Annotated in this window: 18 protein-coding genes and 1 pseudogene; 14 read left to right on the forward strand and 5 right to left on the reverse strand. The window is 70.4% G+C overall.

Annotation, left to right across the window (positions count from 1 at the left end; genetic code table 11):
• Positions 1 to 73: 73 nt before the first annotated feature.
• Complete coding sequence (locus ACIA79_RS25725) at positions 74 to 652, reverse strand: hypothetical protein (protein ID WP_399430693.1); 579 nt, start codon at positions 650 to 652, stop codon at positions 74 to 76.
• A gap of 466 nt (positions 653 to 1,118) precedes the next feature.
• Here ACIA79_RS25725 and ACIA79_RS25730 point away from each other — a divergent pair, with 466 nt between their 5' ends.
• The 7 genes from ACIA79_RS25730 to ACIA79_RS25760 all read left to right on the forward strand — a co-directional run bounded on the left by ACIA79_RS25730 (position 1,119) and on the right by ACIA79_RS25760 (position 9,400).
• A complete protein-coding gene (locus ACIA79_RS25730) occupies positions 1,119 to 4,313 on the forward strand; it encodes a CHAT domain-containing protein (protein WP_399430694.1) in 3,195 nt (1,064 codons plus the stop codon).
• 55 nt (positions 4,314 to 4,368) lie between these two features.
• Positions 4,369 to 4,725, forward strand: coding sequence for a hypothetical protein (locus tag ACIA79_RS25735; RefSeq protein WP_399430695.1), 357 nt, complete (start codon positions 4,369 to 4,371; stop codon positions 4,723 to 4,725).
• Positions 4,726 to 4,729: 4 nt separating this feature from the next.
• Positions 4,730 to 5,635, forward strand: a complete 906-nt coding sequence (locus ACIA79_RS25740; protein ID WP_399430696.1) for a hypothetical protein — start codon at positions 4,730 to 4,732, stop codon at positions 5,633 to 5,635.
• A 548-nt stretch (positions 5,636 to 6,183) separates the two neighbouring features.
• Complete coding sequence (locus ACIA79_RS25745) at positions 6,184 to 6,396, forward strand: hypothetical protein (RefSeq protein WP_399430698.1); 213 nt, start codon at positions 6,184 to 6,186, stop codon at positions 6,394 to 6,396.
• Positions 6,389 to 6,742, forward strand: coding sequence for a hypothetical protein (locus ACIA79_RS25750; RefSeq protein WP_399430699.1), 354 nt, complete (start codon positions 6,389 to 6,391; stop codon positions 6,740 to 6,742). The genes ACIA79_RS25745 and ACIA79_RS25750 overlap by 8 nt, the downstream gene beginning before the upstream one ends.
• Before the next feature lie 37 nt (positions 6,743 to 6,779).
• On the forward strand, positions 6,780 to 8,015 hold the full coding sequence (locus tag ACIA79_RS25755) for an endonuclease/exonuclease/phosphatase family protein (protein ID WP_399430700.1): 1,236 nt from the start codon (positions 6,780 to 6,782) through the stop codon (positions 8,013 to 8,015).
• Positions 8,016 to 9,085: 1,070 nt separating this feature from the next.
• Complete coding sequence (locus ACIA79_RS25760) at positions 9,086 to 9,400, forward strand: NIPSNAP family protein (protein WP_399430754.1); 315 nt, start codon at positions 9,086 to 9,088, stop codon at positions 9,398 to 9,400.
• A 430-nt stretch (positions 9,401 to 9,830) separates the two neighbouring features.
• Here ACIA79_RS25760 and ACIA79_RS25765 read toward each other — a convergent pair.
• Both ACIA79_RS25765 and ACIA79_RS25770 read right to left on the reverse strand, forming a co-directional pair.
• A pseudogene (locus ACIA79_RS25765) lies at positions 9,831 to 10,160 on the reverse strand (transposase); the annotation flags it as partial.
• A gap of 111 nt (positions 10,161 to 10,271) precedes the next feature.
• Positions 10,272 to 10,553, reverse strand: coding sequence for a hypothetical protein (locus tag ACIA79_RS25770; protein ID WP_399430701.1), 282 nt, complete (start codon positions 10,551 to 10,553; stop codon positions 10,272 to 10,274).
• A gap of 571 nt (positions 10,554 to 11,124) precedes the next feature.
• Here ACIA79_RS25770 and ACIA79_RS25775 point away from each other — a divergent pair.
• The 4 genes from ACIA79_RS25775 (at position 11,125) to ACIA79_RS25790 (ending at position 16,919) form a co-directional block, all read left to right on the forward strand.
• Entirely contained in the window at positions 11,125 to 13,209 is a 2,085-nt protein-coding gene (locus tag ACIA79_RS25775) for a protein kinase (protein ID WP_399430703.1), read from the forward strand.
• 234 nt (positions 13,210 to 13,443) lie between these two features.
• Positions 13,444 to 14,178, forward strand: coding sequence for a C40 family peptidase (locus ACIA79_RS25780; RefSeq protein WP_399430704.1), 735 nt, complete (start codon positions 13,444 to 13,446; stop codon positions 14,176 to 14,178).
• Between the two features lie 228 nt (positions 14,179 to 14,406).
• Positions 14,407 to 15,555: a hypothetical protein gene (locus tag ACIA79_RS25785; protein ID WP_399430705.1), complete on the forward strand. Its 1,149-nt coding sequence runs from the start codon at positions 14,407 to 14,409 to the stop codon at positions 15,553 to 15,555.
• A gap of 143 nt (positions 15,556 to 15,698) precedes the next feature.
• Positions 15,699 to 16,919 (forward strand): hypothetical protein, encoded by a 1,221-nt coding sequence (locus ACIA79_RS25790; RefSeq protein WP_399430706.1) that lies wholly within the window; start codon positions 15,699 to 15,701, stop codon positions 16,917 to 16,919.
• Positions 16,920 to 17,165: 246 nt separating this feature from the next.
• Here the strand turns inward: ACIA79_RS25790 and ACIA79_RS25795 are convergent, their stop codons facing one another.
• On the reverse strand, positions 17,166 to 17,807 hold the full coding sequence (locus tag ACIA79_RS25795; RefSeq protein ID WP_399430707.1) for a PQQ-binding-like beta-propeller repeat protein: 642 nt from the start codon (positions 17,805 to 17,807) through the stop codon (positions 17,166 to 17,168).
• 743 nt (positions 17,808 to 18,550) lie between these two features.
• Between ACIA79_RS25795 and ACIA79_RS25800 the strand changes: the two genes are divergently transcribed.
• From ACIA79_RS25800 to ACIA79_RS25810, 3 genes are all read left to right on the forward strand, one after another.
• Positions 18,551 to 19,165 carry an RNA polymerase sigma factor gene (locus ACIA79_RS25800; RefSeq protein WP_399430708.1) on the forward strand — a complete coding sequence of 205 codons (615 nt, stop codon included), beginning with the start codon at positions 18,551 to 18,553 and terminating at the stop codon, positions 19,163 to 19,165.
• Positions 19,166 to 19,618: 453 nt separating this feature from the next.
• Positions 19,619 to 19,828: a hypothetical protein gene (locus ACIA79_RS25805; RefSeq protein ID WP_399430709.1), complete on the forward strand. Its 210-nt coding sequence runs from the start codon at positions 19,619 to 19,621 to the stop codon at positions 19,826 to 19,828.
• Between the two features lie 170 nt (positions 19,829 to 19,998).
• Positions 19,999 to 20,121: a hypothetical protein gene (locus ACIA79_RS25810; RefSeq protein WP_399430710.1), complete on the forward strand. Its 123-nt coding sequence runs from the start codon at positions 19,999 to 20,001 to the stop codon at positions 20,119 to 20,121.
• Between the two features lie 112 nt (positions 20,122 to 20,233).
• Here the strand turns inward: ACIA79_RS25810 and ACIA79_RS25815 are convergent, their stop codons facing one another.
• Positions 20,234 to 22,276 (reverse strand): PA14 domain-containing protein, encoded by a 2,043-nt coding sequence (locus ACIA79_RS25815; protein ID WP_399430711.1) that lies wholly within the window; start codon positions 22,274 to 22,276, stop codon positions 20,234 to 20,236.
• Between the last annotated feature and the right edge of the window lie 344 nt (positions 22,277 to 22,620).

The following is a 22,620-nucleotide window of genomic DNA, read 5'->3' on the forward strand; positions in this document are numbered from 1 at the left end:
GGGGCCCTCGTCCTCGATACCGGGGTACGGGTCCTTGCCCTGCAACACCCGGGCGAAGGCGTTGTACGCGCCGTCACTGATCTTGTTGGTGGGTGTCGATGCTTTTGTGCTGAGGGTTGCTGTTGAACCAGGAACCCAACCCGACGTCCGCCATCATGGCAAAGGCGAGGTTCTGGTCGGCGACGATGCCCCGCCTTACCAGATCGACTATTTTCCGCGTGGCGTCCTCGATGGTTCCCGCTTCCGGGGAGCCCTTTTCGATGATTTTGCACTGGCCACCGATGGTCTTGGGCGATACCTCGCCGCTTGGAGAGATGTGCAGGCCCTTCTCCTCGGCGCGCCGCACGGCGTCTTTCAGGGCGCTCTTCACGGCCGTGAGCTCGCCCAAGGCATCGTCAAGAACACCTATTACAGCCGCCGCCACCTTGGTGGCAGCCTCCATCTGGCGCGGGATGTCATCGATCATTCGCCAGGCGAATGGCGCTGCGGCACCCTCCCAGTAGCCCTTGTCCCGCAGCGGAACAAGCATTTCGTCCTGTACTCGTTTGCCGAGGCTGCTGATGTCTTTGTGAGTGGTACGCCATTGATCCGTGAGCTTCTGCAGCGGGGCCAGGTCGGTGTCGAGGATCTCCCGGTAGAAGGAAACCAGCACAGCCCCGCGATCCGTGACGGACGTTTGACCCTGCGGAACCCTTCCTCGATCGCGGTGTCCGTCTTGGTGTAGTCGCGGGCACCGGCCCCCGGCAGGCGGGAAGCGGCCCTGGCCACGGCGATGGCGACGCGTATGGGCGTGCAGCGCAGCAGGGTCACAGCGAGGGCGAAACCGGCCTGCGCGGCCACACGCGCGGACCTTCTGCTCAGCCGAGATGCGGGAGCGGTCCTGGTGCGCGGTGCGGGCCGGGAACGTGGACGCCCCCCAGCTCCGACCGCGAGCGGCGTGATGACGTGGTCGGCCGAGCTGTGCGAGGCGGAGCCATGACGCGCGGGGGTAACCCGGCTCGGAGTGCCAGCCGTCGCCGCCTCGCCTACAGGGATCGCCGGGGCTCGTGGAGGTCACGCGTACTCCCTAGGTGGTGTCCTTGCAAGGGCGCCGGGCATGCCTGCCGAGCCTTCAGGCAGTGGTACTGCTCGCCGGCATTTTCGTCGACCGCCCTGCGCGGCCTTGCCTCCTGGCATACCGTGGCGCCATCGCTGGGGCGGTCAGGGGGATCGGGGGACCGATGAGTGAGTTGCGCCCGGAGTTCCTCGCTGCCATCCGGAGGGCGATGGCTGCACCGGAAGAGGCGCCGCTGTTCCTCTTGGAACCACCGGAGAGCGTGTTGGCGCGGGGCACACATGACAACCTGGCCAAGCTCATTTACCAGGTCCGCGACAAGCTGACTCCCGAACAGGCGGGCGGCACGGGCGGTTCGGAGCGCCTTGGTACGAAAGTGCTTGACGTGGTCTACCTCCTCGGGTGCTACCACTTCGCGCGGTGGTGGCACGCGCCCGAGGAAGAAAAGAACTGGAATCGCTACGCGTTCACATTCCTGTTCGGGATCGTGCACGCGCTGCGTCCCGAGGCGGTTCCGCACCTGCCGCGGGAGCACTTCGTGAAGAATCCGCCGCCGGTCGTACCGCCGTACGACACCGTGCACGCCGTGGCCAACTCGCTGCGCGCTGGCAGCGTGCCGGCCGAGGACCGGACAGGGACCGCCCTGGCCACGAGGATGCTCCTGTGGGCACGGGAGAAGGCGCGGGGAAGTGCGTGCGAACCGCACGTCACTTTCCACGCCGGTGTGGCGCTGACGGAGATGGCCAGCCTGGGCGGTTCAGACAGCGATCCGGGGTCGGACAGGGCCACCGGACTGCGCCTGATGCGTGAGGCGATCGCCACCCTGCCGACCGGCGATCCGGCGCGTCAGCAGATGCTGCTGATCCTCATGCGGACGCAAGCCGCGTCGCCACCGGCGGCTGTGTCCGAGGACAGTGTGGCGGCCGAGTTCATCCAGTACATGCGGGACGGGGATGTGGACCGGCTCGACAGGGTCATCCAACGCATGCGATCGGTCGTCGGCGCACCCACGACCGGCGAGCCGGAGCGCACTCGCCGTCGGGTCGAACTGGGCCAGGCCCTGCGGATGCGCTTCGAGATGGAAGGCGAGCTGGCCGACCTCGACGGCTCGGTCGCCGAACTCACCGAAGCCCTCGAAGGCCCTCTCGTCGATGATCAGCGGGCATCGGTGTACGCGTTCCTGGCTCTGTCCCATCTCGACCGGTACGCCTCTTCGGAAGACCTCGCGGACCTGGAGGCGGCCACCGAGGCTGTGCGTCATCCGTGTATCGCCCGGGCAGCCACGTCACCCGCCCACGCCCAGCGCGTCACCAATCTGGCCGCCGTTCTGACCGCACGGTTCGACGTCTTCGGAGACGTCACGGAGCTGGATGAGGCGGTGAGCCACCTGGAGTACGCCGTCTCGGCCACTCCACCGACCCAGCACGACCACCCCGTGATGCTGATCAAGCTGGCCGTCGCGCTCTGGAAGCGCGGTGTGCACACGGCGCGGGAGGCGGACCTCGACGCGGCCGAGTCCATCCTGAGGCAGGTAGCCGGTGAGCCCTCGGACACCGGACCCCACCGACAGCTGGCGCGCTGGGAACTCGGGAAGCTGCTATGGACGCGTGGCATGAGCCGGCGTGCCGTGGCCGATCTGGCCGAGGCCGTCGCGCAGTACCGCACCACGGCGCTCGCGCGGACCCAGGACGTGCGTACCCGGCTGGCGTGCGCCGCTCTGTGGGGCGTGACCTGTATGACGCTCGGAGACCGGGAGCAGGCCCGTACCGCCTTCGGTGTGGCGCTCGGCGATCTGCTCCCCAAGCTGACCGGCCGGTCACTGGGCAGGGCGTCACAGGAAGTGCGGCTGCGCGAGGTGCCCTCGCTGGCTGGCGTTGCGGCAGCCGTGGAGATCGCCGCCGGGCGGCCTCGCGACGCGCTGATCCGGCTGGAACAGGGACGTGGTGTCCTGCTGGCCCAAGGACTGCAGATGCGGAGCCGGCACAACGATCTGATCGCCGCTTCCCCGGAGCTCGCCGGCCGCTACGAGCGGGTCTGCGCGGAACTGGTCCTGCCGCAGCGCAGCCCGGAGCAGCGCAAGGCGTCGGCCGCGGAATTCGACCGGATCGTGGCCGAGATTCGCGCACTCTCCGGCTTCGGCCATTTCCACAGGCCGCCGAACTGGACGCGGCTGCGCGAGGCGGCGGCCCAAGGGCCCGTCGCCGTCATCAACGTCTCCACGCTGGGCTGCGACGCCCTGCTGCTGCACCGCCGTTTCGGCCACACGATCATCGACGTGGTGCCCCTGTCCGGTATCACGCGTAAAGAGATCGATCGCCGGGCCGACGCCTTCCAGACGGCCGTGATGAAACTGGTGACGCCGGGTACCACGGGCGACGAGAAGTACCTGCACGACCTGGAGATGAAGCGCACTCTGCGGTGGCTGGGCGAAAAGATCGTGGGCCCGGTCCTCGGCCGGCTGGACTTCAACCGGCCCGTGCCGCCGGGCGAAACCCCGCCCAGACTCTGGTGGTGCCCGACCGGCCTCCTCTCCCTGCTGCCGCTGCACGCGGCGCTGCTGGAAGGGAACGGACGGTCCGGCTCCGTGTACGCCCATGATCGGGTGGTGTCCTCCTACGTCCCCACGATCGGCTCGCTGCTGCACGCCCGTGAAACGCCCGCCCCCGAGGCCGGACGGACCTCGCTCGTCGCGGTCGCCGTGGACGCCGGCGACGCGTACCCGCGGCTGGCGGCCCTTGAGGACGAACTGGCCGCCACCGGATCGCTGTCCGGCCCCAGAGCCGAGCTGCGGGACGCGGACGCCACGCCGGAAGCGGTCCTGGCCGCCCTGCGAGCGCACACCCACGCCCACCTGGCCTGCCATGGCGTACGGGACCCGGCAGACCCCTCACAGAGCAGACTCCTCCTGCACGGCGGCGACCTGGCGCTGCGCCAGCTCGCGTCCGAGCGGCTCCAGGGCGCCGAGTTCGCTTACCTGTCCGCCTGCCACAGTGCCGCCCCGGGCAAAGAGCTGGCTGACGAGGTCATCTCCGTCGCGTCCGCCTTCCAGCTCTGCGGCTACCGACACGTGATCGGGAGCCTGTGGACGGTGGAGGACGGCATGGGCCCGCTGCTCGCCCGTGAGGTCTATCGACTTCTCGGCGCACCGGACACCCCGAGCACCGCGCACGCCCTGCACCGGGCGATCGGGAAACTGCGCCAACACGACCGCTACCGCGAACCGCTGTTCTGGGCGTCGGTCGTCCACAGCGGACCCTAGGCGACCGGAGGACCGTACGCGCCGGTGCACAGCCGCACGAAGCGAGGAGAGGCCGATGGACGACGACCGCGAGATGCGCGCCAAATTCTGCTCGGCGCTGCGCTGGCTGGAGCAGGACATACCGGAAGAGGACCTCAACGACGCCGTACGTGCCGTCCTTGCGGATACCCCAGTACGGCAGGCGGTGGCGGGGCTGGACATCCCGTCGTACGTGTTCGAGGAGGCGGGCCCGATGCGCGGGGACGAGCCAGGGAGCATGGTCTTCGGGACGAGGCCGGGCTCCGCGGGGGAGTGGTACCGCTGCCCCGACGGGGCGTGCAGTCTCAGCGTGGTCCGAACGCCGGGCGGTGAGCTTCCCTCTGGTGGGCGCTGCTGGCTGCGTAAGCGGCCGCTGCGCCTCGTCGAGGCGTGAGCCGGTGGCCCCGGCCCTCGACAGCCTCAGCCAGAAGCTGGCTGAGAAGTGGCTATCCGCCCTGGCAGCTCCCACCCTGTTTTTCGTCGCGGCGGCGGCCACCGGCGCGGTACTCGGCCACGGGGCCGCGCTTGACCGGTCCGCCCTCTTCGAGCGGTTCGGGCACTGGGCGACGGTGGCGGGGCGGTGGCCCACGGTCGGTCAGATCGCCCTGATTGCGGCGATCGTCCTCGTCTCCGTGGCGGTGGGAACCTTCGTACGGGCCTGCGCCGACGGCGTCGAGCGGATCTGGACCGGGGACTGGCCGACCGTGGCACGGCCGCTGGCCGATCGACTGACCGCCCGACGGCTCAGGCAGTGGCAGGACATCGAGGAGGAGATCGCAGAGCTCCGCGGATCGACCCCGGCGCACCGACGCGGCGAGCAACTTCGGCGCGACCTCGATGAGCGCGCAGCCCGCCGCGACGGGATCGCGCTCGCCCCGCCATGCAGGCCCACCTTCACCGGAGACCGCATGGCCGCGATCGAGACCCGGCTGCGCAACCAGTACGGCATCGATCTCGCCTCATGCTGGACACGGCTTTGGGTGTTCCTGCCGGAAGACGTCAGAACGGAACTCCGCACCTCACGGGCCCGCTTCGACGCGGCGGTGGCCGGCTCGGTATGGGCCGGCTGCTACGCCGTGCTGGGGTTCTTCTGGTGGCCAGCAGCCCTGGCCGCCGTTGTGACCGGGCTCGTGGCATGGCGCCGCGGCCGACGCGTCGTGACGGTCCACGCCGAGCTGGTGGAGTCCACCGTCGACGTCTATCTCAAGAGGCTGGTCGACGAACTCGGCGTCGACCCGTCCGGCAGTCCACCCGATCCCCGGGTAGGCACTGCCCTAAACCGACTAGCTCGTAAGTCCGGTTGAGGCGGGGACCGACCGTTCTTGATGTCGGCCTTCTTGGTTCTCAGCCGTGAGTACGGGCCCACCAACAATCCGCTCCGACCGCTATCAGCTGACGGGTCGGCACCGTGTAGACAAACGGACCGTCGAGTCCACAACCCGTTGGCACTCCCATGACCACCGCATCCCGGCTCGTCCTGGCGCGCAAGCGCCGCAGGCTCACCGTCACCCGCCTCGCCCAGATGGTGAAGGAGGCCATCCCGCACCGTACCTGCTGTCCCGTACGACGGAGCGGGTGTTGGCCTGAGGCGGTCGAAGCCGCCGTCGGGCAGGCGCTGCGGGCGAGCAGTACGGCAGGCTCCAGGCGCCGCCGGAGTTGTGCGCGGCACGCGGTTACCGGCGCAGGACGACTGCAAGAGGGACTACCCCCGCGCGTGCGGGGACGAATGGCTTGCCAGGTGGTCAGGTGGTGGTTGGCCATGTCCGAAGCTCGGCGGCGATACGGCTAGTGTCCTGAGTCGGAGATTCATCGTTGGTCTGGTGTGAGTCGTCCTGGACCGAAGATCCCGCCGGTGGTGCTGTCCGATTCCGAGCGGGCGATGTTGCAGTCGTGGGTGCGTCGTCGTTCGAGCGCCCAGTCGTTGGCGTTGCGATTACGGATCGTTCTGGAGAGCGCGGAAGGACACGCGATCGCGGAGGTCGCCCGGCGGCTGAGCATCACCACGGGACACCGTCCGGGCCTGTCGCCGGCGTTTCCTGGAACGTCGGCTGGACGGTTTGTGTGATGAGCCGAGGCCCGGCGTCCCCAGGAAGATCACCGACGCGGACGTGGAACGGGTCATCGTGAAGACGCTGGAGGAGACGCCAAAGGATGCCACCCACTGGTCGACGCGGTCGATGGCCGCGGCGACCGGTATGTCGCAGTCGGCGATCTCGCGGATCTGGCGGGCGTTCGCTCTTCAGCCGCACCGGACCGAGACGTTCAAGCTAGGACCCCGTGCAACGGGCTCACTGCCCCTCCTCGACTCCACGCGTCGACCGTACCGTCAGGCAAACCCCCAGCTCACGTCCTTGTACGGGACAGCCGTTAGTCAGCCCCGAACCGAACGTGGCATGTTCACGCGGCGTTAGGATCATCGCCTTTGCTGAATTCCTGGAAGGGGAAGCGATGAGACTACGCGGATTCCTGGCGGCCTTCGTGGCCGCCCTCTCCGTCGTCCTGATGGTGGGCCTGGCCCAGAACGGGACGGACCTGCTGCGGGCGGACCGGGCGGTGACGGACACGAAGCGCACGACGGCGGGCGCGGAAGTATGGGACGCGGGGCCCGGAACCCCAGTCCAGCTCCGGGCGGTCACCTTCAACATGTGCGGTGGCTACTGCAACAAGGGTGGCACCGACCTGCTGCACCACATCGAGAACGAGCTCGCGAAGTTCCAGCCGCCGGCGCACCTGATCATGCTGCAGGAGGTGTGCCACCCACAGTTCGAGTGGTTCAAGAGCAAGTACGCGGGCACCTACGAGTTCAGTTTCACGCCCATGCTCACCAACTACACCGGCTGTGGTGTGTCCAACTGTTCGGTGAACTCGGACAGCGACCCGAACAACGACGACAAGCGCTGCTGGATCGGCCAGGTCCTCGGCGCCCGTGGGACGCTGGGCGCCAAGGAAGAGATCTCCCTCGGCGGCGAGAACCACCAGCTCGACAACGACGGCAAGCCGCTTGCCCTGCCGCGGACGTTCAACGCCCTCTGCCACGACGTGACCCTCGTCGGCGTTCCCGGCACCGGGAAGGTGAAGGGCTGCAGCGTCCACCTGTACGCCTACTACGACGCCAAGGGCGTCGGCCACCGGGCGCGTGCCGCGCAGACGGCGCGTCTCGCCTCCGAACTCGACAACGACATCGACGCCGGCAAGGTCGTCGTGGTGGGCGGGGACTTCAACGCGGTCCCGCAGCCGGACAAGGTCCCGGTACTGGACAGCTTCTACCGCCCTGGCGCCGCGCCGGGCGGCGGCATCGGCCGGTTCTTCGAAGCCGACACCACCGACGACCGCGACCCCGACGGCCCCCTCCCCGAGGGCCCCGAACCTCCCCTCTGGACTCAGCCGGACCCGGACTGCGTCGCTTCCCAGGATGTCGAGACCTGCCGGAGCGGCCAGTCCACGGTCGTCGACGTGTCCCCGACGGAGCCGCGCAACAGCAAGATCGACTACCTCTTCTTCTCCGAGGCCACCGGACGCGGGACGCTCAGCGCTGCTCCCTACGCCATGTACTTCGACAGTGCCGCGCGCACGAACATCACCTACGACCCGAAGCTGGCAGCCCAGAACGCCGATGGCACGTACCTGAAGCTGTCCGACCACGCCTTCTACCGCGGTTGGGCGACGGTGACCATCCCCTCCTGATCCTCCCGTGACGGGTGCCGTGAACCGACCGACGGCCCGTGCCGCACGACGTGTGCGGCACGGGCCGTTCGTTTCGCGTCAGCCGCGCGAGGACAACGCCGGCCGCGCCCGGCAGGTTCGATCAGCGCGGCGGCCGACCACCCTGCCCGACGGCGGCGAGGCGCCCCGCCTCGTCACGGCATCGAGGACCTCGACGCGGCGCTCACTCAGAGATTTCTCTAACCCTCGTCTGTGCCGTTGTAGCAAACGGCGAAAACAAACAGGGTCTGGGGTCCAGTGCCTGTGTTCGTGGCGATCGCAAGCCAACCTGACGCACCACCGACGACGCCGATAGAAGGTTGGTCATTCGTAACGTCCCAGGAGTCACCCGACCCTTGCTGTTGACCCCAGCCGCCACCCGTTGGCGTCTTCCCTTCCGGGCATTGTGCAACTACAGAAGCTTCCTCGCCAGGCCCAACGGTCTCGCTCGCGCTCACAACTTCAAAGCCGGTCAGACCGCTGTTGCTCGGGGGCGGAGTTGTCCCCGTTGCAGACGCGGACTGGCTGCAGCTGACGTTCTGGTTGCCGTTGAAGGAGTTGCCTGCACCTACCTGCCCGGCGGGAAAGCAGGCGAGGGTGACCGAGGGCGTGTCGAGGAGACCGAGGCCGAGTAGTCCTCCGTCACCATCGGCGTGGGCCGCGGTACCACCGAGCAGTACACCTGCGGCGGCTACAACGCAGAGGGTGCCGATTCTCGTGGCTAGTCTCACTACTTGTCCTTCACCTAATGGGCTGGGCATCCGATGCCGGGAGAATTGCGCAGCAAACGGGTTCGTCAGACACGATGCCGGGTGGGCGGATAACTTTCGCCTTCGCCACACTCAATCGGCGAAATCTCCCACGTTCAGCGGTGACGGCTGCCCCGGATGGGTGAAGCCGACGATCCGCCCGCGGCTCCTTGCACTGCAAACGGCCTGGCCGGACGCCTGAACCGCACAGGGCTCGCCGGCCTGCTGCTCGCGATCTCGCCGATCAAGGGTCCTCACCTCCCGGCCACGGCACCACCTGTGCTGCGGCGCTACCCTCAAATGATGATTACTTGTGTGGTTGAGTACGTGATCGACCCAGGGAAAACCGAATCGTTCGAGCGTTTCGGACGCCGCTGGATGGAGCTAGTTGACCGACACGGCGGCACACATCACGGATACTTCCTGCCGGCAGAGGGCGCCAGCGACAAGGCGCTGGCCCTGTTCAGCTTTCCCAGCCTCGCCGCTTACGAGAAGTACCGCACCCTGTTCGGCAAGGACCCCGACTTTATCGACGCGGACCGCATCAGGGACGAGAGTGGATGCGTGCTGCGCTACGAGCGCACCTTTATGCGCCCGCTGCTACCCGGCTCCTCCTAGCCCCCCCCGCACCCTCCTCATCCCCGTATCAAGATGTCGGCATGACGACCACTCCGCAGGGGTCACCTCGACGGCCGCCGAACTGCACCGTGCCGGGATCGGGCACCGGCTCGGCTTGGCCACCGAGATTCCGCACCGGCTCGCGGACGGGTACGTGCAGCGGGCGGATCTGGTGGTGCGGGCGCCGGCGGCCGGGGTGCCGGTGCTGCTGCTGGGATCGACCGCCGTACCGAGGACGCGCACGAGCTGGTGCACAAGTTGCGCCGGTATTGGGAGTGGGGCCGGCTGCTGCCACGGGACGCGGACAAGTACACCGTGGACCTGGTCCGCTCCCGGCCGGACGCGATCGAGGACGTCGGCCACGGGAAGCGGCTGTGGCGCCGGGTCTATCCGCCCACCGGCCGGGAGGGCCTAGGTCGTGTCCGGAAAGTCATGGGAGCCAGAGTCGGAGGCAGGCGAGGGTGACCATAACTTGGTAGTGGGTGGCGCGTTTGTCGTAGCGGGTGGCCAGGGCCCGGTTCTGCTTGAGCCGGTTGAAGCAGCGCTCGATGACGTTGCGCCGCCGGTAGGCGGTCCGGTCGAGGCGGCAGAGGGTCTCGCCTCGCCGGATGCGTCCGTTGATCTGGTCGATCCGCTCCGGGATCGTCGCGGCGATGCCGCGTCTGCGGAGGTAGGCGCGGATCTTGCGGGCCGAGTAGCCCTTGTCCGCGACGACGCGGTCGGGCCGGGTCCGGGGCCTGCCCGGCCCCGGCCGGCGCAGAGCGCCCGCCGGGCGAGCCGGAACGGGGCCAAGTACACCGAAGCCCTGCGCCGCGCGACGACCAGCGACGCGCCGCCCGCACCGCACGTCCTGCGGTTCCTGGCGGAGCGCTCAGGGAACCTCTACTACCTGGTCGGCGGGATCGCGGCGGCCTGGGCGCACAGCGGACAACGGGTGCTGCTCCTCGAGGAAGCCGAGAACTACGGGCGCTGGAGCATGGGCGGCGCGCGTCGCAGCCGGGGCCCGCGCCAGCACGAACCCCGCCAGCACGTCGGTCTCGAACTGCTCCAGCTCCTCCGCCGTGGCCGGCGGCCGGACATCGCAGGTCCCGTACGACAGCCAGCGCCAACCCGAGCTCCTCACCTTCAGCTCGATCGCGAACTGATCGGGCAAGGTGAGAACGCTTCAGGAATCCCGAAGTTACGTCTGCCTGCGAACTGCTGCGGGAGAGAGGACGAACCGCCTGGCCACGAGGTTGAGGGCTCGGGGAGGCTCAGAACAACCCACGGGATGTCGCCAACCCGTCGTGGGCGCTCCGCTCAGTGCGCCGCCGCTGTGGTGACTCGTCCGGCAACCGTGCCGCGGGGGTGATCGCGCACTGACGCCCCGCGGACCAGCCCTCTGGCCGCGGGCACTCTGCTGTGTCGGTTGGAGACGGCCGTCGCTGGATCTGTTGGAGCCAACAGGCTTCCCGCGCGCCGTGGATTGTCCGGAGCCACTTCGCCGGAGGGCTCTGACCTGCGGCGAAGCGGCTCCGGATATCCATGGATATCCCGGGACGCCGGATTGCTGTCCGCGGGGGCGGATTTGCCGCTATTCATGTGGTCAGCAAGTTCGCGCCGCCGGTGCCGGTGGGCGCGGTGGCAACGACCGCGGCGCGGGGTGTCGCCCGCACGCGGAGCCAGGGGAGGCAGTGATGGTGGGGCGTCGGGAACAGCCGTTGGACCCGGGCGGGGGGCCGGTAGTGGAGTTCGCCGCGGGACTGCGCCAGTTGCGGCAGGACGCGGGGAGTCCCTCGTACGAGGCGATGTCGAAGCGGGTGAGGTACGGCAGGTCGACTCTGAACGCGGCGGCCGGCGGCGACAACCTGCCGTCGAAGGACGTGGCGCTGGCGTTCGTGCGGGCCTGCGGCGGCAACGAGCGGACGGTGCGGGAGTGGGACCGGCGCTGGGAGGCCACGAAGGCCCGGCTCGAGAAGGACCTGGAGGAGGAGGACGCGCAGGACGCGGCCCGGTCCGCGGCCGGGGAGCGCCCCGCGGCCGGGGAGCGCATCGACGCCGGCGGGGAGGGGACGCGGCTGGAGACGCTGCGTCCGCTGGGCCCGAACGACCCGCGCGAGGTGGGCGGTTTCAGGCTGCTGCGGTTCCTCGGGGCCGGGGCGATGGGACGCGTCTATCTGGGGGAGAGCCTGGGTGGCCGGCGGGTCGCGATCAAGGTGATCGACGGTGGGCGGGGCGGGAACGCGGAGTTCCGGGCCCGGTTCCGGCAGGAGATCGCCGCGGCCCGCCGGGTGCACGGGATGTTCACCGCGGCGGTGGTGGCCGCCGATCCGGACGCCGAGGACCCGTGGCTGGCCACCGAGTACGTTCCGGGGCCCTCGCTCCAGGAGATGGTGAGCGAGCAGGGCCCGATGCCGGTGGACAGCGTGATCCGGCTGGCCGCCGGTGTCGCCGAGGCCCTGGCGGCGATCCACGGCGCCGACGTGGTGCACCGCGACCTCAAGCCCGGCAATGTGCTGGTGGCCAAGGACGGGCCGAAGGTCATCGACTTCGGGATCGCCCGCACCCGGGACGCCACCACGCTGACCCGCACGCAGATGCTGGTGGGAACTCCCGGCTATGTGGCGCCCGAGCGGCTGGCCAAGGGCAAGGTCGGGCCGGCGTGCGATGTGTTCTCCCTCGGCGCGCTGCTGGCCTTCGCCTCGACCGGGCGGCTGCCGTTCGGGACCGAGCCGTCGGAGATCAGCTTCCGGATCGTGCACGGCGAGCCCGACCTGGAGCCGGTGCCCGAAGAGCTGCGGGAACTGGTGGCGCGGTGCCTGGCCAAGGACCCGGACCAGCGGCCGAGCCCCCGTCAGGTGCTCGACTGGTGCTGCGAGCGCGCCGGCCAGCCGGGCCCCGGCTGGCTGCCCGCCCCGCTGACCGGGATGATCCGGCAGCGCGCCCAGGAGGCCGCCGAGGTCCGCGCGCCCGACCGCGACGGGAGCGTGGAGCGACCCCGGCCGCGGATCGCCCGGGTGGCGCTCGCCACGGCGGCGGTGACCGCGGTGATCGCTCTGGTGGGAGCGGTGCTGAACCTGAACCCGCCGTCATGGCAGGGCGGCGCCAATCCGCCCAGCAGCAGCTCCCCGACCGGCGGTGCGACCGCCGGTGCGACGACCGGGCCGACCGGGGGAGCCACCGTGCCGGTCCCCACCTGGTCGGGCGGCAGCGCCTCGGGGGGCACCAACCAGGGGCCGACCGGCGGCACGGTCACCGGCGGCCCGGCCGGCGGGGCCACGAAAGGAAGCAGCCGCGGGCCGACCGGCGGCACGTCGGGCGGGCCCACGCAAGGCGCGACCACCGGGATCACGACCGGCAGGACGGCCGGCACCACCGAGGGTCCCGGGGGCGGGCCGTCGCCCGGCACGTCGGAGGGCAGCTCCCGGGGGCCCTCCGGAGGGACTTCGGAAGGCCCCTCGGACGGCACGGGCGAGTCCAAGAACCCGCCTGAGCCGATCCTGATGGGCACCTCCGTCTACGTCCAGCCCCGCTCGGACACCGTGGACTGCACCAAGCCGATCACGTTCACCTTCTCCGCGACCGCCCGGCGCACCGGGACGATCACCTACACCTGGTACCCCGACCAGCGCCTGACCGACCGCGGCTACCGGCCCCGCACGGGCAGCATGACCTTCACCACCCCCAACACCCAGTACGAGACCTTCCAGGTCCAGCTCCAGGGCACCCAGTCCGGCCAGGTCGTGCAGGGCGAGATGGCTGTACAGGTCGACTCTCCCGAGATCGACCGGCAGAAGGTCGGCGACCAGTTCTACCTGACCTGCGCCTGACGCCCCGTCCAGGGCAGGCCCGCGCGCGGCCCATCCCCGGGCCTGCCCCCTGACGGCACATCCCTCTCCTCACCTCCCGGCGCGCGGTGTGCCACGCCGCGGCACGGCCCCGCCATGCCCAAAACCGGCCACCGGCCCGCCCTTCGGCCGCAGAAGGCCTCGGAACGCCGTCCGTGCCTGGCTCGCCCGACCGAGGTCCTTCTTGCCCTGCTCCCCTCCAAGGAGAAGTCAACGATGCGTACCCGAACCCCCGTCGCCGCAGCGGCGAAGCTGGCCGCGGTCCTGGCCCTCGGCCTGCTGGCCATGCTGCTCGGCCCCACCGTGGCGCACCACTTGTCCTCCCCGCGGCCGGCCACCACGTCGGCGGCCCACCAGTCGCAGCCACCCGCCCCTCGCCCGGCCGCCGGATCGGTCGTGCTGCAGCGCGGAGACACGCTCTGGTCGCTGGCCCGGCGCCATGGAACCACCGTCGCCGCCCTGCAGAAGGCCAACCGCCTGGGCCGCTCCACCCTCATCTACGCCGGACACCGCCTCCGCCTGCCGGCCGCCAACACAGCCCCCGGCACCAGGAAGGCCGACATCACCCCCGGAAACACCCGCGGGACTTCCGCCCGCGCCGAGGGCCGGGGCGGGGCCGCCGTGACCTTCGCCCGGAGCCGGATCGGCACCCCCTACGTGTGGGGCGGCACCGGACGGGGCGGCTACGACTGCTCCGGCCTGGTCCAGGCCGCCTGGCGCTCCGCCGGCGTGAGGCTGCCCCGCACCACCTACGCCCAGGTTGGCGCCGGCACCCGTATCCGCCGCAGCGAACTGCGCCCCGGGGACCTGGTCTTCACCCGCAGCCTCGGCCACGTCCAGCTCTACGCCGGCAGCGGCCGGGTCCTGGAGGCCACCCGTCCGGTGGTGCGCTACGCCCCCCTGCCGGCCGCCGGCAGCGTCACCGCCTACGTCCGCCCCGCCCGCCGCTGACAGGCACGCCGCACAGCTCAGGCCGTACCCGGGCCACAACCGCTCCGACGCCTGCAGCACACACCGCGCATTGTCCGGCCGCCTGCCCGCCGCACGGCGCTGACCTGCCCGCCGGACATCCGGACGCCCCAACCGGCCCGGATTCCCCCGCACATCCCGCCGAGCCAAGTGCTGCCGAGCATGCACGACCGGTCTCGGCGGGCCCCATCACCCGACAAGGAGAACAGCATGAACAAGCTCTGGCAGCGGTGCCGCGCCGCCGTCCCTTCCGCCCCCGCCGGATCGGGCCGGCCACGCTCCCGCTTCGTCCCGGGGCAGCGTCCTGACACCAGCACCCGGCGTAGCGCCGTGGTCGTCATGAGCCGTCACACCCGCCCCGGCACGGGCCGCGGCCTGGCCGCCGCCCTGCTCCTAGCCGTCCTGGCCACCCTCCTGCAGAGCGTGCCGGCCCACGCCGGGCCCCCCAGGGTGCCCACCACCGCAAAGGCCCGCTGCACCAACGGATTCACCCCGGACGCCTCCGCCAGCCTGCACCTGTCCGGCGGCCGGGGCACCACCTTCCCCGCGGACGCCCGGGGCCTGCGCCCCGGCGACGTCGTCCGCATCGTCCCGCGCATGAACGACGAGGTCTCCACCAGCGGCTTCTGGTGGCAGCCTGCCGACGGCTCCAACTGGGTCACCCCCGCCGGCGCCGACCCCCGGCAGCCCGCCGACGCCGGCTACCCCGCACCCGGCCTGAACAAGTACAGCCTCATCGCCCGCCTGACCGGTGATCAGCCCTTCGAGGTCCTCAGCCGCCTTGGCTGCCGCGAGGTCGGCATCTCCGGAAAGCTGGACCTGCGGATCAACGACGACCAGGACTGGGACAACTTCGGCGCCTGGAACGTCGACATCCAGCTCTACCGCAATCCCCTGCAGGACGGCGGATTCGAGCAGCAGCGCACCTCCACCGTCTCCCAGCCCTGGAACGTGGAAGGCCCCGACGTCAAAACCATCGTGAACAGGCCCGGCGGGGCCAACTCCGGCAGCAACGCCGCCGTCCTCAGCTCGCCCGGCACCCGCGTGTGGAACGCCCTGACCCAGCCCATCCCCGTCAGGCCCCACACCAACTACGTGATCACCGGGTTCTTCCGCACCTCCAGCAACGTCAACACAGCCTTCTTCGGAGTCCGACTGCCCGGCGTCTGGCCGCCCACCGAACGCCACTTCGGCCCCGCACCCGCCTGGTGCCCGCCCACCACCCCCCGCTGCTACGGGCAGATCAGCGTCCGCTTCAACTCCGGCGACAACACGACCGTCACCGCCTTCGCCGGCTTCTGGGGCGTCGGAGCACCCGCACACATGGCCATCGACGACATCAAGGTCCTCTCCAGCTGACCCCGGTCTCAGCAGGCCAGCGGTACCTCACCCCGCCCCGGACGCTGCCGGCGGCCCCACCCCGGCAGCGTCCGGCCCCACCCCCCATGCCCGGCCGTCTCCCGCACCACAACCCACACCGCAACCCGAGAGGACAATCGCTGATGCACCGGTTCTGGCGGCGCTGCGCCGCAGCCCTCCTGCTCACTCTCACCGTGCTCGCCGGCATGCTGGCCGGCGCCACCCCCTCCACCGCAGACCCGCGGTCCTGCCCCACCGGCCAGGTCTGGCGCGACGCCCGGTCCGGCGGTGACCACACCTGCGTCGACCCGCGCACGCTCGGACGCCGGATGACCGGCTTCGACCCGGGCCGGCACGGCTTCCGCTTCAGCAACGACTTCCAGAGCAAACCGCTGTTCGACTTCCGCTTCGGCGGACTGTGCGGCGGGATGTCGTACCTGTCCCTGGACCACTTCCACACCGGCCGGCGCATCCCACAGCAGCAGACCCTCCCCGCCACCGGATCACCCCTGCACCAGAGCATCTACGGCCGTCAGGTGACGTCGATCGCCGACAACCTCGACAAGTGGGGCGAGCTCACCTTCAACCCGTTCGGATGGCGGAACCGCGAGTTCTTCACCTGGGGCCTGCAGGGCTTCGGCGGCGGACGGCTCCAGGAGCTGCGCGAGGCCATCGACGCCGGAACGCCCATGCCCCTGGGCCTGTTCAAGCCGGACGCCAACGTCTGGGGCCCACACCACCAGGTCGTCGCCGTCGGCTACGAACTCGGCCGCTACACCGGCGACCTCCGCAGCCACCAGCAGGACCTGAAAATCTTCGTGTACGACCCCAACTTCCCAGGCCGCACCCTGACGCTCGTCCCGCACCCCGACCGCAACGTCTTCAGCTACCTCGAAGAACCCCACAAGACCTGGCGCACCTACTTCGTCGACCACAGGTACCAGCCCCGCACGCCCCCCGCGTTCCCCGGCCCGGCCACCCCGGTCCCCGGACAGGTCACCGAACTCGTCCTCCACATCGGCACCGGCGGCGACGACCTGCGCGGCGGCAACGACAACGTGAACGCCACCATCCACGTCGCCGGCCGCCCGCCGCAGCACGCCCTCAACCTCAACAACAGCGCCCGCTGGATCGACCACTACCAGCAGACCGTCCGCATCCGCCTGGACCAGCCGGTCCCCGCCTCCCACATCACCGGCGTGCAGCTGACCACCACCTCCCGCGGCGGCCTCGGCGGCGACAACTGGAACGTCAACCACCTGACCATCGCCACCGACCACGAGCGCACCCTCTTCCACGCCCAGGCCAATCCCCTGGTCCGCTTCACCGGCGACAACCGCACCTTCACCGCTCGCATCAGCTGATCCCACAGAGGGAGGGCGGCACGGCCCCGGCCGGGCCGCCCAAGGGGAGCCCTCGGCGGATCGGCCCCGAGCGCGCTGGCCGGCGGTCGTCAGGTGCCGCCTCCGTCCGTGTCCCCCATGGCCCACCGGCTCTCATCCGCCGCGCTCTGCCCCGCCGAAGCCAGTCCGGGGCGGCGAACGGGGTGTCCCGGAGCCACTTCACGTAGCGGGCCACCCCTTCGGGAGATAAATAGTGCGCCGACGCTGTCATGTCTGCACTGCATACAGCTTGTGGTCGAAGCTGCCGGCGTAGACGACGCCGTCGGACACCACCGGCGAGGACACCCGGCCGCCGGTGGGGAAGGACCAGCGCTGTTTCCCGGTGTCGGCGGCCACCGCATACAGCTTGGCGTCCGAGCTGCCGGAGGGTACGACGACCAGGGCAACACGACGATCAGGCCTCCGGGGATGCCGCTGGAGGAGAACGGGCTGATCACCTCGTACCGCGTCGGCCGGCTGTGGTACGACGGGCTGCGTCAGCTGCTGCCCCTCAAGCTGGAACAGCTGCGGCGCGGCCTGACTCGCATCCACACCGACGACCGCGCCGCCGCGTGAGGCAATGAAGGTTCCGACGCGCGGCGTCGGCGGGCCCCGCCCTACGTCCGGATGACGTACGACGGCGCTCTGCGTCGCGCTCGATGGGCTGACCGGGGATGGCCGCCCCCGGGTTCTTCGGCGGGGCCGCCGGCGGTAGCGCAGGAACGTCGCCGCGAGCTCGGGCAGCGCGCGGACCACGGCCACCGTGTCGGTCCGGTGCGCGCGACACAGGGCCACGATGCAGACGACGGCGGCGCACAGCATGCCGAGGCCGAGGATCCAGGGCAGGGCGAGCAGTACGTCGATGGGCATGGGTCCTCCAGTGAGTGTGTGGAAAGAGTCCTCCCGTCCCGGACGGGCCGGGTCGGCGGGAGCACGGTGGAGGACCGGCGGGTTAGGCCCGCAAGCGGGCGGGCTCGCCACGGCCGCCCCCGTACAGAGGGCGCGCGTGCCCCTGTCCGGTGGCGCGGAACTTCCATTCCCACGGCACGCCTTGCGGTGGCGGCGGGGGAGGCGCGGAGCAGGAGCGGCCCGGCGCCCGGCGGGCGTCGGGCCCGCCATGGCGGACAACCTGGGGGCGCGGGGAGGACGCGAAGCGGCTCGTGACGGCGCCGGGGATCGCGCGCGGACGCGCGCGGTGGGTCGAGGCCGTACGCGGCATCTGGGGCCTGGCCGTCGCGCTCGAGCGGGAGGTGGCGGTCGGTTATGTGACTGCTGTGGTTCGTCCGGTGACGGATGCCGAGCAAGTGCGGTGTGACATCTGCCACTTGATGCTCGACAAAGGACAGGGGGTGGCGCCGGGCAGGGTGCGTCTTGCCAGGTCACGGGTCATTGTTCGAATGTGAATCCGACTCTCGCGACTACGTTGCGTCCCCAGGTGTGATCGCTCGGTCATTCTTCTTGAGGTGGGCGTGAGTGTCGGGCCCTGGAAATCGACAGGGTGGGTCCTGAGGGCCAACGGAGCCCTCGTACGGGCGAGTCGCCCGTACTCGCTTTCGGCACCACCGCCTCGATGACGAGGACCGAACGGTGGTCAACGCATAGCGAAGGCCCGTGTGAGAGATGGCGACGTCAACGCTGACGGTTCGCCCCAGGACAGCGCCGGCGGCCAGCCCATGGCCGACGAGGTGCTGAACCTGCCCCTGGACTTCGAGGCCTTCTACCTGGGCCATCAGGAGTTTTTCCACGCGTACGGCGAGATCCACCTCGGCAGCCGACGCGCGGCTGAAGAGGTGGCCCACCAGGTCTTCCTGGAAATCCTCGGCGGCTGGGACCAGCTCCTGCAGGAGGGGGACCTGGAGCAGCGCACGCTCGCGGTGCTGCACCGCCACGTCCGCGCCCGGCTGGAGAAGGAGGGCCGTGAACCGGCCTTCGTCATCAACGGCCCGATATTCCGTGCCCTGCGTGAGCCGAAGGACAAGCTCGAGCTGATGGAGTCCAGCAGCGGCCTGTACGAGGCGATCACCGGACTGCCGACCCGGCAGTTCGCCGTCATCGTGCTGCGGCACCTCCTCGGCTACGAGACGTCGCGGATCGCTCGCTTCATGGGCCTGCATGAGCGGACGGTCGACTACCACGGCCGCAAGGGCAAGGAGCGCCTGCGGGCTCAGCTTGGGCTCCCGGCGCCGCAGCGAGCCAAGAACAAGAATAAGAAAGGGACGGGACAGTGACTGCCACCATCGACGAGCTGTTGGCCAAGGCGGCCGTGCCGGTGTCTTCGTCGGCCACGTTCGACGTGGCCGCAGCCCTGCGCCGGCTCGCCGCGGACGCGACCAAGGCCTCCCCGACCCCGGACATGGCACGCGCGGCCGAGGCGGGCAAGCGTCTGGCCGTGGTCTGCCGCTGGGTCTTGAACGAGCCGGGCGCAGCCGTGCACGTCGACCGACTGGCCGAGGACACCGACGGCACCGAGCGGGGGGGGGGAGGAACACCTGGACGTCGACGGCGCGCTGGTCTTCGCCTGCCTGCTGTACCTGACGGGGCACCCGGAAAGCGCGCAGTTCTGGTGGCAGCTTGCCGCCGGAGCCGGCAACCGCGCGGCCGCGTACTGCCTGCACCTTCACCACCAGGCGCTGGGAGAGAGCAAGGAAGCGCAGCACTGGCTGCACGAGGTGACCCACTCCGTGGTGGACTCCGACGCCCCGGACGAGACGTTCTTGGACTGCCTGGAGATGTTCGCCCGCTACGTGCGCAACAACGGCTCCGCCGCCACCCCGCCGACCGGGCACCTGGAGATGGAAGTCGACCGCCTGGCCACCAAGGACTCCTGCATCATCGTCGGCGGCCCCGACCGGCGCCTGGCCGACCAGCTCCACGACTTCGCCCGCCGCTGACCGCCCGCCCCCGCTCACAGCGAAGGAGCCCGTCCTCGACCCCTGAGGTTCCGAGGCCACCGGGTCGAGAGGGCTCCTTCGTACGACGCACCCCGAGAAGAGGAACATCTGCCATGCACGATAGCCCGCCCCGCCGTACAGCACGCACGATCCACCGATCTACCGCTCGGTTGGCCTGCTGGGTTCGCCGCCGCAGGCGCGCGGCACTCAGCCACCTGCTGCGCGGCGCCTGTTACGGCATCGGTACGGGCCTGATCAGCCTCATCACCTTCTGGATCCAGCACCGCGCCTGAATGCGAGGCGGGCGTCCCGGTGGTCGTGGTCCGCCGGCCGCCGTGCCGGGGGTGTGGAAACGGCCGCCTCCGTGGAGGAGGCGGCCGCTGGGGCACTCAGTCGGACGGTGCTTCAGACACGGTCATGGAAGATCGTGTACCAGGGGTACGTCCCCACCACGGCGCCGTCGGCCGTCACGGCTTCCAGCGTGTAGAAGTACGTGTTCCCCCTCGTTGCCGTGAGGTCCGTCCACGTTCGGGCGTCGGCCGGGAGCAGTCCGTCGTGCTGGGACTCGTACGCCTTGGTCGCCGGGTTCCACCGGCTCACGCGGTAGCCGGTGACGGTGCCGCACCGGGTCGTGTCGGTGCACTGCCAGTCGACGGACGGGCGGGCGGCCGTCGGGTTGTGGCTCAGGCTGCCGAGGTTCCAGTCCCGGGTGACGGTTACGGAGGGCCGGACGTCGAGCTCGGTGACCTCGACGGCGATGACCTTCGGGTCGCTCGGGTGCAGCCCGTTGCCCCAGTGGTCCTTCGCGATCACCGCGTACACGCGTGTCTCCCCGTCCGGGAGGTTGCCGCAGAGGATCGCGAGTGGGTTGCTCACGCCCTCCCAGCAGCGGTCGGGGCCGAGCCACTTGACCGTGCCGTCGGCCTGCCGGGCGCCGGCCCACACCACGTACTCGTCGATGTCGTCCTCGGGCGAGGCGGCCCAGCTCACCAGCATCCCGTCGCTGCGCGGGGTGACCTGCACGCCGGTGACCGGGCCCGGCGCCACGGTGTCGCCGGTGCGCACGACGAGCGGGGCGGAGTACGCCGACTCGTTGCCGTCCGGGTCCACCGCCGTGACGGCGTACGTCACGTACGTGTTCACGGGCATGCCCAGGTCGACGCACGCACCCCCGTTGCCCGCCTCGTTGCTCCCCTCTTCGGCGCAGGCCACCTCGGTGCGCGCGGCCGGGTCGAAGGTCTTGCCGGACGAGCGGTACACGCGGTAGTGCCCGCCGTTGTCCCAGTCCTCGACCCAGCGGCCGCCGGGCGCCGTCCAGTACACCGCGGTGGAGCCGGGACGGGCGACGGAGTTCAGGCCGGTTGGGGACCCCGGCGGCGTGCGGTCGACGCCGTCGCCGGCGACCGTGGCGTACGCCCCCGGGTTGCCGGACGCGTCGATGCCGCGGACGCGGTAGTACTGGTTCGCGTTCGTGGGCGCGCTGGTGCGGTACGACGTCGTAGTCGTCGTGATGAGCAGCTCGAACGGGCCGGTAGCCGCGGACGAGGCGTACACCTCGTACGTCGCCGCGTCGGAGACGGCCTGCCAGTTCAGGGTGGCCATCCACGCGTCGCTGACGACCGTGAGACCGGTCGGGGCGGCCGGGCCCGTGCGGTCCACCGTCGCGGCGGTGGCGTCGACGCTGCCGGTGGATTCGCGGCCGGCCTTGTCCACGGCGCGGACCTCGTACAGGAAGGTCTGGCCGGTCGCGGGCGGCGTGTCGACGAAGGAGGGGGTGGTGAGCAGAGAGCTGCCGCTGACCTTCGCCCAGGAGGTGGTGCTCAGCCGGCGGTAGACGCGGTACCCGGCGAGGTCCATCTCCTTGTTGGCTGTCCAGCGCAGCGTGGTCTTGGCGGTGTCCCGGCTGTACGCGGCGGTCAGACCGGTCGGGGCCAGCGGCTTGACCGTGTCGACGCTTGCCTCGGTGCGCGGGGCGTAGGTGAACCCGGCGTAGGCGGCGCCAGTCCAGGCGACGTAGTCCACACGGATCGTGTGGCGGCCGGCCGGGATGTTCAGGTCCACGGTCTTGCGCGCGGTGGTGGAGACGTTGGTCCACAGGTTGATCTTGCGCACGCCGTCGACGTAGACGCGCATGCCGTCCTGGGTGGCCGCGGCAAGCCGGAAGGGGCCGCCGGAGCCGAAGTCCCGGGTGAGGGACCAGCGGATGGAGAAGTTGTCGTTCGGCAGCGTGACGCCTGCCGGGTCTCCGGAGCCCATGCTCTCGGCGATGGCCGAGTCACAGGCGGTCAGCTTCGGGGTGCCGCTGAACGAGGTGTTGGCGAAGTACTGCGCCGTCCACACCGGAGAGGTGCAGGTAACGGCCGCGGAGGCCGGGACGGCGGTGATCAGGCCGCCGACGGCGGCGAGAATGGCCGTCGCGGCCAGCGCGCTCAGCCGGGTACGAGTCATCACAGAGAAAAGGGCCCCTTTCGGACCATGGCGGATCACGTGCAGTGTCAGACGCCTGTGTGACTCGTGAGGCGGCGGCGGGGTTGCCCGTCACCCCCGCACGTTTTTTCGGGAGGACCTCCGGATTTCGGGGGAAGTCCCGACCGCTCACCCGTAGCGGCGCGGCGTCCAGTCGCGGACGAGCGCGGCAAGCTCCACGGTGAAGCCGGTGGCACGCAGGCCGTACAACGCACGATCGCGATGCGCCTCTCCTTGGCGCGGCGACCCGCGTACGGCGTAACCAACCGCTCCTCGGCCGCCGCGTCGTGCCCCCGGCCGAACATGTAGCAGGTGTGGCAGAGCCG

Origin of the sequence: Streptomyces sp. NPDC051310 (assembly GCF_044455245.1) — a bacterium.
In the GTDB taxonomy this organism is placed as follows: domain Bacteria; phylum Actinomycetota; class Actinomycetes; order Streptomycetales; family Streptomycetaceae; genus Streptomyces.

What these genes read in the sequence shown, in the direction of transcription:
- ACIA79_RS25735 (WP_399430695.1), top strand. Translation starts at nt 4,369, where the DNA reads ATGGACGACGACCGCGAGATGCGCGCCAAATTCTGCTCGGCGCTGCGC.
- ACIA79_RS25755 (WP_399430700.1), top strand. Translation starts at nt 6,780, where the DNA reads ATGAGACTACGCGGATTCCTGGCGGCCTTCGTGGCCGCCCTCTCCGTC.
- ACIA79_RS25760 (WP_399430754.1), top strand. Translation starts at nt 9,086, where the DNA reads ATGATTACTTGTGTGGTTGAGTACGTGATCGACCCAGGGAAAACCGAA.
- ACIA79_RS25780 (WP_399430704.1), top strand. Translation starts at nt 13,444, where the DNA reads ATGCGTACCCGAACCCCCGTCGCCGCAGCGGCGAAGCTGGCCGCGGTC.
- ACIA79_RS25785 (WP_399430705.1), top strand. Translation starts at nt 14,407, where the DNA reads ATGAACAAGCTCTGGCAGCGGTGCCGCGCCGCCGTCCCTTCCGCCCCC.
- ACIA79_RS25790 (WP_399430706.1), top strand. Translation starts at nt 15,699, where the DNA reads ATGCACCGGTTCTGGCGGCGCTGCGCCGCAGCCCTCCTGCTCACTCTC.
- ACIA79_RS25795 (WP_399430707.1), bottom strand. Translation starts at nt 17,807, where the DNA reads ATGCCCATCGACGTACTGCTCGCCCTGCCCTGGATCCTCGGCCTCGGC.
- ACIA79_RS25815 (WP_399430711.1), bottom strand. Translation starts at nt 22,276, where the DNA reads ATGACTCGTACCCGGCTGAGCGCGCTGGCCGCGACGGCCATTCTCGCC.